This window comes from Rheinheimera sp. 4Y26 (assembly GCF_025245835.1).
GTDB lineage: Bacteria > Pseudomonadota > Gammaproteobacteria > Enterobacterales > Alteromonadaceae > Pararheinheimera.
In genome coordinates this window covers 26,701-39,952 of the sequence record NZ_JAOBWS010000012.1, presented here as the reverse complement: position 1 = coordinate 39,952, position 13,252 = coordinate 26,701, and the positions used below count along the sequence as shown (strand labels likewise).

The 13,252-nt window shown below is 48.7% G+C and carries 9 protein-coding genes; 5 read left to right on the top strand and 4 right to left on the bottom strand.

Annotated elements, in window-relative coordinates:
• Positions 1–181 precede the first annotated feature (181 nt).
• Positions 182–1,846: an asparagine synthase B gene (asnB, locus tag N3Z11_RS14485; protein WP_260657913.1), complete on the bottom strand. Its 1,665-nt coding sequence runs from the start codon at positions 1,844–1,846 to the stop codon at positions 182–184.
• A gap of 207 nt (positions 1,847–2,053) precedes the next feature.
• On the opposite strand from asnB, the gene N3Z11_RS14480 reads away from it, so the two are divergent.
• The 5 genes from N3Z11_RS14480 to N3Z11_RS14460 all read left to right on the top strand — a co-directional run bounded on the left by N3Z11_RS14480 (position 2,054) and on the right by N3Z11_RS14460 (position 6,279).
• Positions 2,054–3,043 (top strand): DUF3025 domain-containing protein, encoded by a 990-nt coding sequence (locus N3Z11_RS14480; protein ID WP_260657912.1) that lies wholly within the window; start codon positions 2,054–2,056, stop codon positions 3,041–3,043.
• Positions 2,991–3,776 carry an ATP-binding cassette domain-containing protein gene (locus N3Z11_RS14475; RefSeq protein WP_260657911.1) on the top strand — a complete coding sequence of 262 codons (786 nt, stop codon included), beginning with the start codon at positions 2,991–2,993 and terminating at the stop codon, positions 3,774–3,776. The genes N3Z11_RS14480 and N3Z11_RS14475 overlap by 53 nt, the downstream gene beginning before the upstream one ends.
• Positions 3,777–4,979 carry an ABC transporter permease gene (locus N3Z11_RS14470; protein ID WP_260657910.1) on the top strand — a complete coding sequence of 401 codons (1,203 nt, stop codon included), beginning with the start codon at positions 3,777–3,779 and terminating at the stop codon, positions 4,977–4,979. It begins immediately after the preceding gene.
• A gap of 211 nt (positions 4,980–5,190) precedes the next feature.
• The gene (locus tag N3Z11_RS14465) at positions 5,191–5,979 is read left to right on the top strand and encodes an NUDIX hydrolase (protein WP_260657909.1); all 789 of its coding nucleotides are present in this window, start codon (positions 5,191–5,193) and stop codon (positions 5,977–5,979) included.
• A 117-nt stretch (positions 5,980–6,096) separates the two neighbouring features.
• Positions 6,097–6,279 (top strand): hypothetical protein, encoded by a 183-nt coding sequence (locus N3Z11_RS14460; RefSeq protein WP_260657908.1) that lies wholly within the window; start codon positions 6,097–6,099, stop codon positions 6,277–6,279.
• A 94-nt stretch (positions 6,280–6,373) separates the two neighbouring features.
• Here N3Z11_RS14460 and rimO read toward each other — a convergent pair whose 3' ends face one another.
• The 3 genes from rimO to N3Z11_RS14445 all read right to left on the bottom strand — a co-directional run bounded on the left by rimO (position 6,374) and on the right by N3Z11_RS14445 (position 12,773).
• Positions 6,374–7,690, bottom strand: coding sequence for a 30S ribosomal protein S12 methylthiotransferase RimO (gene rimO / locus N3Z11_RS14455; RefSeq protein WP_260657907.1), 1,317 nt, complete (start codon positions 7,688–7,690; stop codon positions 6,374–6,376).
• A gap of 237 nt (positions 7,691–7,927) precedes the next feature.
• Positions 7,928–9,778, bottom strand: a complete 1,851-nt coding sequence (locus tag N3Z11_RS14450) for a cytochrome c/FTR1 family iron permease (protein ID WP_260657906.1) — start codon at positions 9,776–9,778, stop codon at positions 7,928–7,930.
• A gap of 376 nt (positions 9,779–10,154) precedes the next feature.
• The gene (locus N3Z11_RS14445; protein ID WP_260657905.1) at positions 10,155–12,773 is read right to left on the bottom strand and encodes a TonB-dependent receptor; all 2,619 of its coding nucleotides are present in this window, start codon (positions 12,771–12,773) and stop codon (positions 10,155–10,157) included.
• Between the last annotated feature and the right edge of the window lie 479 nt (positions 12,774–13,252).

The window sequence follows — 13,252 nt, the reverse complement described above, 5'->3', positions numbered from 1 at the left end:
ACCCGCGCGGCGCAATAGTCAAAGTGGTAACACCCATCTCTGGTTGGTATTTTTCTGTCTCTGGCTTAGGGCTGGCGTTGTTTTTGTTGTGGACATTTTAGCCCCCGACAACGGCAGAACACCAAAAACCAGCGACAAAAAAGCCCGCATTAAGCGGGCTTTGTGTTGTTAACCAGGCTGATTAATAACCTTGTTCATGTACATCACGTACAGCACGGCCGGAAGGATCGGTCATTTCGGCCATTTTTGCATCCCAGGCCAGCGCTTCAGGGGTAGAGCAGGCCACCGATTTACCGCCTGGCACACAGGAGATAGCACCACTGTGCGGGAAATGTTCTTCAAAAATGGTACGGTACAAATAACCTTCTTTGCTGTCCGGCGTATTCACCGGGAAGCGGAAGTTGGCTGTAGCCATTTGTTGATCTGTCACTTCTTTTTCAGCAAAGGCTTTTAAGCTGTCAATCCAGCTGTAACCAACGCCGTCTGAGAACTGCTCTTTTTGCCGCCATAAAATTTCGTGCGGCAATAAACCATCAAAGGCCTGACGCAGAATGTGTTTTTCCATTTTGCCTTTGCCACACATTTTGGCTTCAGGGTTGAGGCGCATCGCCACATCCATAAAGTGTTTGTCCAAAAATGGTACCCGGGCTTCAATACCCCAGGCCGACATGGCTTTGTTGGCTCTGTTGCAGTCAAACATATGTAAACGGTCGAGTTTACGTAAGGTTTCTTCGTGGAACTCTTTGGCATTGGGCGCTTTATGGAAATATAAATAACCACCAAAGAGCTCATCCGAGCCTTCGCCCGACAACACCATTTTAATACCCATGGCTTTAATTTTGCGTGCCATCAAGTACATAGGGGTAGAAGCACGGATGGTGGTCACATCATAAGTTTCCAGGAAATACACCACGTCTCGCAGCGCATCTATGCCTTCCTGCACAGTAAAATGCACTTCGTGGTGCACTGTGCCAATCGCATCCGCCACTGTGCGGGCCGCTTTTAAGTCCGGTGAGCCGGCCAGACCCACAGCAAAAGAGTGCAGGCGTGGCCACCAGGCTTCAGATTTGCCGTCATCTTCTACACGGTTGCGCGCAAACTGCTGGGTAATGGCTGAAATGAGCGATGAATCCAGACCACCGGACAACAACACACCATAAGGCACATCTGACATCAAATGGCTTTTGACCGACTGCTCTAAAGCAGTGCGTAACTCAGCCAAATCAGCCGGATTGTTTTTCACCGCGTCATAACTTTGCCAGTCGCGGGCGTAATATTTTTCTAACTTGCCAATTTTGCTGTCGAAATAATGCCCTGGCGGGAATTCCTGCATTTGTTTACACACAGGCACTAATGCTTTGAGCTCAGAAGCTACATAAAGCTGGCCATGTTCGTCATAACCGTAATAAAGCGGGATAATGCCGATATGGTCGCGGGCAATTAAATAACGTTGTTGCTCAGCGTCATACAGAATAAAAGCAAACATACCCTGCAGCTGGTCGATAAAACCGGCGCCGTGCTCCAGGTATAAAGGCAAAATCACTTCACAGTCAGACTTGGTCTGAAATTCGTAGTCGACGGTTAAATTTTTCTCTAAATTTTTGTGATTATAAATCTCACCATTCACTGCCAGAATGTGATTTCGATGCGGATTAATCAGAGGTTGCGCGCCATTTTCAGTATCTACAATGGCCAGACGCTCGTGCACGAGGATGGCATTATTGTCATTCCATACTCCAGACCAGTCCGGACCACGATGACGTAACAACTTAGATAACTGTAGCGCCTGCTGGCGCAAGGCTTTAACATCAGTCTTGATGTCAAGCACCCCGAATATCGAACACATGATAAAAACTCCGTTAGATTTAATCCGAAAAATTACATTTCATTTGGCAGTATGTACGTCAAGACGTACTCACCTGACTGTGCCAGCAACCAGAAAAATTGCAAGCGCTTTTTGTCAAATTTCAAAGGTAAGTGTGGCCGGAAGTTTTCAGGCTTTCTCTCAGATGTTTGTAGCTTTGTGCCGGTTCAGGTGCTCTGGAGCGCCCTTATGAATACAGACATCAGCACGAAGCAATTGTCGGTAGCAGATAAAACTCAAAGATTTTCCCCGCCACTTTGCTGGGACAGCCAATTGTGGCAACAGAATCCAATTTTTACCGAATTGGCGCAGTTATTTCATTTGCAGACCCTGACTGACTTTCCATCTCCTGACGCCTTAAATGAATTTTTGCCGCAAGGCGCGCAAGTACGTTTTGTTGACACTGTACTGCTGGAGCAAGATGGCCGTTATTACGAAGAGTTTATTTTTAAGCGTAAAGAAATTCCGACCAGGCTGAACAACTGGCACGACTTTTTCGGCGCTTTGATTTGGTGTTTATTCCCCAAAACAAAAACATTGCTCAACCAGCTGCATATGGCTGAAATTGCGTTATACGGCTTGAAAGAACGCAGCAAACTTCGCAACAAACTAACGTTATTTGATGAGTGTGGCGTACTGGTGTTGTATCAAAAAAGCGCCGAAGGTGTGGTAGAAGCTTTGCGCCAGCATCAATGGCAGCAGGCCTTTGTGGCGCAGCGTGCCTTGTGGCAAAACAATACAGCTGGTGCAAAAGCTACCCGGGCACAGGGACCGGAGGTACAAGCTGCAGCTTCGGTTGGCGCGATGATATTTGGCCATGCCAATTATGAGATGGGCACCCGACCTTTTATCGGCCTCACCGGAAAGATGCTGGCCATGGCAGTGAGTGAAGATTTTTTCCGCTGGCCGTTGCGCCAACGCATTGATTTCATAGATACTGAGCTTGAGCAACAAATTGCTAACAACGACGTTTTGCGACAACAGCATCAGCTGACACCGCTACCGCTGCTCGGTATTCCGCACTGGTATGCGGCCAATCAGGCGCCGGAGTTTTATCAGGATGTCAGTTATTTTCGGCCCAAAAGAACGATAACAACAGAACTCAAGTCATGTTCAGGGAATAAAAATGATAGAAATCAATCAGCTGGCCAAGGCCTTTGCGTTAAGCAAAAACAATAAGCTGTCGGACAGTGAAAAAAACGATGTGCGGTACGGCGGTGACAGGTTTCATTCGGTGCGGGATGTGAGTTTTTCCTGCGGTGCCGGTGAAGTTCTGGCGCTGCTGGGACCAAATGGCGCCGGCAAAACTACCACTTTACGTTTGTTATCAACGGCATTACAACCAGACAGCGGCTCAGTGCTGATCGATGGTCAGGATGTGATTAAAAAGCCGCTACAGGCGCGCAAACGTATTGGTTTTTTATCCAGCAGCACTGGTTTATATGGCCGGTTAACAGCGCGGGAAAACGTCGCTTATTTTGGCCGTTTGCATGGCATGAGCGAAAACGCGCTGAATGAACGTATTGATGAGCTGTTCAGCCTGCTGCAAATGCATGAGTTTGCCAACCGGCGGGCTGACAATATGTCGACCGGTATGAAACAAAAAACTGCCATCGCCCGTGCTGTGGTGCATTCACCCAAAGTGGTGGTGTTGGATGAGCCGACCACCGGCCTTGATATTATGACAGTGCAAACGGTACTGGATTTTATCCGTTCGTTAAAACAGCTGGGCACCCCGGTGATTTTTTCTACCCACCATTTAGATGAAGTGGCGGCGCTTTGTGACAAAGTGGTGGTCATTAACGCCGGCATCAGCGCCTTTAATGGCAGTCTGGCAGAATTTCGCCAGTTGTCGCCGACGGCAGATTTAAGACAAGCGTTTTTGCAGGTGCTGAACAAGGAGGTTGTGTAAATGTGGCAGGTGTATCAAAAAGAATTATTAGAGCTGATGCGTGATAAAAAAACGCTGATGTTTGTGGTGTTATTGCCGCTGTTAATTTTCCCTTTGTTATTTGGCCTGATGGGGCTGGTGATGAGTAACGTCAGCCGCCAGGCTGAAGCTGAAGAGCACCGTTATGTGATTATTAACGCTGAGCGCGCGCCGGCTTTTGCAGACGCATTGTTTTACCATAAAAACTTTAAAAAAGTTGAAACTGAGCTCACCGCAGCTGAGGATTTAAAGCAGGCCATCCGCGATGATAAATTTGATGTGGCTATAGTGATCCCGGCTGATTTTGATGTCAGTGCAGACAACTTAAATCAAAGTAAATGGCAGCTTATTCATAACAGTTCGTCGCAATTGGATATGATTTCTAAACACTTTAATGACTTGCTCAAAACCTTCAGTAAAAAACTGCAACAGGACAAACTGGCAGGTTTAGGGGTCAGCTCAGACAAAGTAGCGGCGGTGCTGGAGCCAGTGACAGTTGAGCGCATCAACACTGCCGAAAGCCGGGAAAATATTGGCGAAAAAATCGGTGGTTTTATCGCTTATTTGCTGGTGCCACTGGTGCTGGCCGGCGCGTCTTACCCGGCCATGGATATTGGTGCCGGTGAAAAAGAGCGGGGCACTTTAGAAACCTTGCTTATCTGCCCCATCAGCCGCAGCGCTATTGTGTTGGGTAAGTTTTTAACTGTGCTGACCACAGGGCTGGTATCGGCGGCACTCACTGTTATAAGTTTTGGCGGCTGGGGTTATCTGATTGGCTCTATGGCCGGTGTGGATGTGGTTGCCAAAACGATGGAAACCTTAGGTTTTATCGACTTAACATTGATTTTGGCGCTGCTATTGCCGTTGTCGGCCATATTTGCTGCTTTATTGCTGAGCTTGTCGATTTATGCGCGTAGTTATAAAGAAGCACAAAACTATATTGGCCCTGTCACTATGGTGGTGTTTATGCCGCTGGTAGTGGCTATTTTGCCGGGTGTGGAGCTGAACTGGAAAACCGCTATGGTACCGGTGCTGAATGTGGCCTTGTCTATTAAAGAGCTGGTTAAAGGCACTATTGATTATTTGTTATTGGCCGCAGTGCTTGGGTCAACCTTGTTAATCGCGGCAGCGGCCATTGCTTTTTGTGTGTCCTGGTTTCAAAAGGAAAAAGTGCTGTTTCGCTAGACACAAAAAAACGGCACTGATTTATCGGTAAAGAGACGGCCAAAACTTCCGGGTTTTGGCTTTCTTTTATCTGTGAGCCCGATTTTCTGCCGGCTAGCTGTGTCTTTTATCTGTGCTGGATTTGTCTGCTGGACCGTCTGCTGAATCTTGCGGGGAGTGGCGCTGCTCAGGCAGCATAAAGCTGCTCCCGCTCAATCGTAAGGAGCTTGTGATGTTTAAAGCTGTAGTCAATCCCTATGGTGGTTGTTATATCGGGCCTGAGCAGTTGCTGGTGGCTGGTGAGCCTTTGCCGCCTGAGACATTTCGCAGCCAGCTTGCCGGCAGTATTCAAAGCTGGCAGCTGCAGTATCAGCTGATTTGGCTGGAGTTAAATGCCGCTTGCGCCACTTTGGTTGCCGAGGCTCTGGCACAAGGCTTTTATTATCATCACTGTCAGGCGGACACCCTGATGCTGGTGCGAAAACTGAAAGCCGACAGCTATTTACCTCTGGCGGCCACCCACAGTATTGGTGTGGGCGCTTTGGTGTGGTCGCCATCAGATCAGGTATTGATGGTCAAAGAGTTGGCAATGCCGGGGCAAAAACCAGGTTATTTTAAGCTGCCAGGTGGCATGGTGGAGCCAAAAGAGCATCTGGCCAGCGCTGTAGTGCGCGAAGTGCTGGAAGAAACTGGTGTGCAGGCTAATTTTCATTCGGTGCTTGGGATGCGTCATCATCATCAGGGCCAGTTTGGAGCGTCTAACCTGTATATAGTCTGTCAGCTCTATGCCACAACAACAGCTTTAATACCGGCCGCCAACGAAATTGCTGAGGTACGCTGGTTTGATGTTGATACTTATTTAAATGATGAAAACGCCAGTTTATACAATAAGTTCATTCTAAAATCTGCCGTCAGTCAGTCGAAATTAATGCCACATCAGGTACCGGGTTATATGAAGTCAGCTGCTGACTACGAGATCTTTTTACCCGAATTTGAAGCTTTGGCAGAAGCCAAAAAATAGATCTGCTGTAAAAACATTCAGTTAAAAAATTTGTGGTGAATGGTGCTTGAAAATTAACCAAAATTGCCAGAGGCTACACTTCTGATTTTCAGCAACCAGCCAACAGAGCGGGGTGTTATGAAGACTTCTAATTTTGTAAAACAAGTTCACCTGGAAACTGCACGTCGTTATCAGCAACAAGGTTATGGCATTGAGGCTCTGGTCGAGCACTTTCAAAAAGTGGCGCTGGATGAAAACGATATCGCAGAATTGTTAAGTCAAATGCAGTACACAGACTCTGACAGTCACCGTCAAGATTAAGCCCGATAGCCGAAGTTCCTGTCTATTGTTTATGGTCGTAAGCAAAAAACACCGCACAGGGCGGTGTTTTTTTATGCTGGAACAGTAGCGTTGTTTAGTTCACGCGACTGGCCCATAAGTCATATTCGTCGGCTGCTTCAACCACGGCTTTCACCACATCGCCCGGTTTAACGTCCATCAGACCATTGAGGTACACAGCACCGTCAATTTCAGGCGCGTCGGCAAAACTGCGACCAATCGCACCTTCATCGTCCACTTCGTCAATCAGCACATCAATGACGCGGCCCACTTTGGCTTGTAACCTGGCAGCACTGATTTTCTGCTGGGTGGCCATAAAACGATGGTACCGCTCTTCTTTCACTTCTTCCGGTACCGGGTCCGGTAATTCATTGGCTTTGGCGCCTTCCACCGGGCTGTATTTAAAACAACCTACGCGGTCGAGCTGCGCTTCTTCCAGGAAGTTTAATAATTCCTGGAACTCTTCTTCAGTTTCGCCAGGGAAACCGACAATAAAAGTGGAGCGGATGGTTAAATCCGGACAAATGGCACGCCATTTTTTAATACGCTCTAAAGTGCGTTCTGCCTGGCCGGGTCTTTTCATCAGTTTTAAAATACGCGGGCTGGCGTGCTGGAACGGAATATCCAGATATGGCAATAACTTACCTTCGGCCATTAACGGAATCACATCATCAACATGCGGGTAAGGGTAGACATAATGCAAACGTACCCAAATACCAAGTTCAGCCAGCGCTTCACAGAGCGCCTGCATTGAGGTTTTCACCGGTTGACCATTCCAGAAACCGGTGCGGTGTTTTACATCCACACCATAAGCGCTGGTGTCCTGAGAAATCACCAGCAGTTCTTTCACGCCAGCTTTTTGTAAACGGGCCGCTTCGTCCAGCACTTCGCCAATAGGGCGGCTGACTAAATCACCGCGCATTGATGGAATAATGCAGAAGGTACAACGGTGGTTACAACCTTCAGAAATTTTTAAATACGCATAATGTTTTGGCGTTAACTTCACGCCTGTGTCCGGCACAAGTTGTAAAAACGGGTCGTATTTTGGCTTAGGCACAAACTGATGCACCTGATCCAACACGTTTTCATAAGCATGCGGGCCTGTGATGCCGAGTACATTGGGGTGCACCTGGCGGATTTCATCTTCGCGGGCGCCAAGACAGCCGGTCACAATCACTTTGCCGTTTTCAGCCAAAGCTTCGCCGATAGTGTCCAGCGATTCCTGCACTGCGCTGTCGATAAAACCACAGGTGTTGACAATCACCAGCTCGGCGTCGTCGTACGATGGCACTATGTTATAACCCTCAACTTTCAGTTGTGTCAGGATCCGCTCGGAATCGACCAGATTTTTCGGACAGCCAAGGCTAACAAAGCCAACTTTAGGTTGTGACATAACAAAACTACCTTCGGGAAAATGGGCGCGTATTTTAAACGAAAGCGCAGACGGCCACCAGCGCTTTATCGCGCCCACTGTTATCGGCTGTTGTTATGCTAAGGTTCAAGCTTGTTTGAGTATGTGAAAGTGTCGTCGGTAACTGGTAAAAATAACAAAGGCGACCCCAAGCCGCCTTTGATTTTTTATCTGACAGCACCAGAGTTGCTCGGCTATTTAGCAGCCAGCAACTCGGTGTTATTTACGGCTGGCACGGATAAAATACAAAGTTGCCACAAGCAATAAAGCGGTTTGTAAAGTGATCCCCTGCCAGGTTGGATAAATGCCCAGCCAGCTAATGGTAGGGAAAGTTAAAGCCGCAGCAGACAACTGACCCGCTTCCTGTAAAGCGGCTATACCCTTGCCAGCCATCACAAAAGCCAGCAGCAACATCAGCAGGGCAGTACTGCCAAAAAAGCTTTTCAGCGGTAACTTCACAGCAAACTTCATCACCGCAACAGCCAACAGCGCCAGTGCCAACAAGCCCGTGCCTATGCCTGCAATAAAGGCCAGCTGATGAATCTGGCCACCCTGTAACCATAATGATTGATAAAACAGAATAGTTTCAAAGACTTCACGATAAACAGCCAGGAATACCACCAGCGCCAGTGTCCAGTGGGTGCCGCCGCTCAGCGCATTTTGTACTTTGCTCTGAATAAACTGCTGCCATTCTGAGGCGCTGGTTTTGCTGTGCATCCAAAAGCCCATATAAAACAAAATCGCGGCGGCTATCAGCGCGGTGTAACCTTCGGTCAGCTCGCGCGATGCACCTGAAATTTCAATCACAAAACTCGACAACAGCCAGGTAACGGCACCGAGCGCCAGCGCGCTCAGCCAGCCAGCGTGCACTGTCCGTTTCAGTTCATTGCGGCCGGTTTTTACTGCCACAGCGTAAATAGCAGCTACCACCAATAAAGCTTCCAGACCTTCGCGCAGCAGAATCAACAGCGCCAGTAACCAGACACTTTCAGCTGTTAAGTTTGCCGATGCAACCAAAGTTTTGGCTTGATGAAGTTGCAGTATCACTGCATCAATGGCTGCGGCTGTGGCAGCTTCCTGCGGCAGATTTTTTACCAGAGTACGTACCTGCATCATATCCTTTTCAATGGCATTACGCTTTGGTCTGTCTACTGCATCCAACTGTGCTTCAACCAGCTCAAAACCATCCAGATAAGCCGCGACCGTCAGGTCATAACTACTTTGTGGATTGCTTGACAACAAAGATTTGGCGAGCGTCAGATTGGTACTGGCTACAGCCCATGGATCTTGCTCTCTGGCCTGATAAAACTGTGCTGGATCTTTGCGAAACAGTGCCATCAGGGCGGTGCCGCTTTGCTGATATTGCGCCGCCAGCTCGGCAGGCGTTGCGGTCAGCAGGTGCTCAATCTGTTCAGCAGCTATCAGCGCTTTAGGTGCTGTTTCTGTTGGCAGGTCTTTACTGGCTAAATGGCCTACATAAAATGCCAGATCCCAGCGGCTTTGTTCGTCGAGATTGGCAAAAGAGCTCATGCCGGTGTCGGCAACGCCAATACTAATGGTGGTGAAAAGGCCAAATAAACTGCGGGCGTTGTGGCGTTCCAGCTCATAAAAGTTAGTAGGGGCAGGGTCCATTTGGGCGCCGGCTGCGCCATCACCCAAACCGGTTTGGCCATGGCAGGCGACACAGTTTTGTGCATAAAGTGCGGCACCACGCTGTAAATCCGGTGCTGTTTTTGGCAGCGGTAACTTAGCGATGGATGACAGCACAGACTGGCGCATTGTTGCGGTTAAACCCCGGACAGCCACAACATCGGCTTTGTCCCGGATCAGCTGTTTCAGATGGGTGGCCTGCTGCTGTAAAGCTGCGTTGTTGCCATGTTGGACTTCGTCGGAAATCAAGGCGGCAAACTCGGTCATTTCGCCATATTCGCCTTCGCTGATTATCTTGCCATCCTGCACTGCAGCGGAATAATCGGCACCTATGTATTCAATTAACTGAATTAATTTATCCGAGGCCAAACAATAACTGCTAAACAAACTGAACAGAAAAAACATCACTACTTTTGCCATAGCACAACCCTTTTAACGCCACCACTCTGTGGAGTGGCTAATAAGAATAATTCTTATTATGCCTCAGCTGTTGGCAAAATGGATCCACTACCCACAATATTTTGCGGATGTGTTTGTCATAACCAAAGTTTGCTATGCGTTGCCAAGCGGCCTGCACGGGCTTGATGAGTAAAGATTGCAGCAGTAGTGATCAGCAAAAATTCAACACAGCGGATGCCCGTTGCTCGCCGACAGGGCGTGGCTGTGTCACTGCTGAAGTGTCTGATTTGAATGTTGTGACTTCAAAAGCATCGTTTTTAAGGTGTTGTTCCGGATTTATTGCAGCTAAAAAGGAGGGCGCAAAAGCGCCCCCAAAAACACCAGGCAGAATAAAAGCTTAGAATTTCACGGTATAACGTAACGTCCAGACCCGGCCTAACCAGTCATGTACCGAGCTGGCATAACCATTGGTGGGGGACGAAGCATAAGGTGGTTCTTTGTCGGTCAGGTTACGGACTGTCAGCTGCAACTTACTTGCGTCATTAAGCTGATAACCCAGGCTGGCGCTTAACACCAGCCAGCTGTCGACTGTGTCATTGTCAAACTTAAAGTCACCGTCACCGAGCTCGCTGGTGTAGTGGCCTGACAGGCTGGCGTTCCAGTCGTTCAGCGTCCAGTCCACACCGGCATCGGCGACAAAGTCCGGCCTTGCAATTTCACTGGCACCACTTAGTTTGCCAAGTAAATCTTCCGGTGCATCGTCTTTGGTCAGCTGGCGCTCATAGCTTAAAGTGCGGGTTGCAGCAAAATAAGGTTTAAAATCACCGGCCTTGGTGCTGAGTTTGTAGTCCAGCTTCATATCCACGCCGTCAGTGTCCTGGGCGCCGACGTTAAAGAAACCGGTGCGTAAAAACACCAGGTCATTACCGGCGTCCATCACACAACCAAAAGCATCACCCAGTGCCGCTTCTGAACTCACTTTTGGTGCAGTGCCGGCGATACAGGCTTTTAATGTGGTATTGGCATCCACATCGACAATATCACTATGCTGATAACGCCAATAATCGACGGTCAGGTTCAGCTCATCAGTCAGGTTCCAGGACAGGCCCAGGTTCATCGCTTCTGAACTCTCTGCGTCCAGACCTTTATTACCAATAGTTTCCTGATCATATTCCAGTTCACCTGTTGGCACACCAAAAGCGCCACAAAGCGGGGTATAAGGTGAGCCTGCGCCACAGTCGATATAGTTTGAGCCTAATGAGGTACCCGCGCCTAACTGAGATAATGACGGTGCTCTGAAGCCGGTTGACCAGCTGGCGCGCAGGATCAGGTCATCAGTGGCACGGTAGCGCAGCGACAGTTTTGGATTGACGTCACCGCCAAAATCGCTGTAGTGGTCGTAGCGCAGCGCAGCAATGGCATCCAGCTGTTCGGTCAGCGGAATATTAAATTCACCATAAACGGCATACTGGCTGCGATCTGCTGCTGCATCGCTGGCACCTAAGGTGGTCACGCCACCGGTTTTGGCAAGCTCAGATGGACGGTCAAAAATATCTTCGCTGCGGACTTCACCGCCAAATACTGCTTTCACTGCACCGTTGGACAGCTGGAACAGATCGCCTGTGATATTAAAATCCCAGGACATCACTTCAGATTCACCAATACGCGGCGCCGCTTCACGTAAGCCGGCAATCACTGAAGGATCGGTGTCACGGCCTAAGTTAAAGGGGTTAAAAGTACCGTTTAACGCCGCAGCACGCATGCGCGCCACACTAAAATAACCAGTGCTGTGAATCACTTCATTTTCTGATTTGCCTAAAGTGGCCGCAGTTTCCCAGCTCCAGTCCTGCAGTTCACCGCGCAGACCCGCCAATAAACGATAGCTCGTGGTGTCATATTGTTGCGAGCGGGCTTCAGGAAAGCGTGAGCGTACCCGGATGTTATTTACGCTGCCGTTTTGTGCATCTATGGTTTTGGCCCATGCCGGAATTGTTGGCAATGCGCCTGACAAGGTGTAATCGAACGAGCCTGCTGAGTCATAAGAGCCACCGCTGTTGTCCTGATACATCACTTCAGCAAAAAATTCTTTGTTATCGCCAAAACGGTAGTTGTGATTCAGGGTTGCACCAATGTTTTTGCTGTCTGGCTGAATAGCACGTTCAATCACGTAATCGTATTTACAGCGGGAGCCGCCATTACTGGTATTTTTGCCACACCAGGGTTCAGCGTAGTCTTTCCCATCAATAGTGACGCGGGTTGATGATAAAAAAGTGACATCAATAGGCCTGTCACTGTTCATCAGTTTTTCGCGGTCAAAATAATCAATCACCAGCGTGGTGTTGCTGTTTTGCGTGGCAAAACCGCCGGCGTACGTCAGATTAGTGCGGCCAAAATCACTGCTTTTAGTGTCGTCGCCATACATAGCCGACAGCTCATGGCCTTCAAAATCTTTACGCAGGATAAAGTTAATCACACCGGCAATGGCGTCTGAACCATAGACCGACGAGGCGCCGTCGGTCAGTACTTCCACCCGTTCAATGGCTGACATCGGGATTGCATTGACGTTGACAAATGAGTCAAAACCGTTGGAGAAAGAATCCACCGCAACACGGCGGCCGTTGACCAACACCAGGGTAGAGCTGGAGCCCAAACCACGCAGACTGACACCTGCAGCGCCAGGTGGGGTGCCGTCTGAGCCTGCCACGTTGCCGTTTTCAGTGAAGGTACCGGCGCTGGAGGCCTGAGGTAAATCCTTTAAAAAGGCCGAGACACTGTCATAACCTTTTTTAATCAAATCGTCTTTGCTAAACACCTGCAGCGGGTTGGCGCCTTCCATATCCACGCCTTTTAAGCGCGAACCAGTCACTTCGAGTTTTTCAATGGCTTTGGTGTCGGCTTTTGCATCTTCGGTTGCCTGCTGCGCCAAAAGTGATGGACTGCCGAGTAGGGCGAGCAAAGTGGCGCTATATAACATGCTGTATTTAAAAGAATTTGGCTTCATTGTTGCGAGTTTCATACACATTCCTCTGAACATTGTTCGTTGCCTTAGTGGCAATCTTGCGTCGGTAAAGAAACAAAAAATGCAGAGGGGGTGCCAGCATGCACCTGTCCTGAGTTGACACGCTCAGAAACGGACAGGCACAACACATAACCAACACAGGCGCAAACCGGTATGGTGATGGCAACAACTGATTAGATCAGGTACTCAGTGAAAACTGAACAACTTGAAGAAGTCAGACAGCCCTCTGCATCAGGCAAAGGGCAGTGGCTAATTATTAAACCACTCGGACAGATAATAAGGGGAGTAAAAATAAGAGCTGAGATTAGCAGCGAGCTTTTGCATCTTTACTTCTCCTTATCGTTGGGAAAATTGCTGCAGCTGGGCAGCGCGGATAGCTCAAAATTGTAGGAATTAAATTACCTTGTCAAGCGCTTTTTTTTTGCGGTGTTTTAGATGTTGATTTTTATCTGGTTTTTCACGGTGTCTTGCTAATT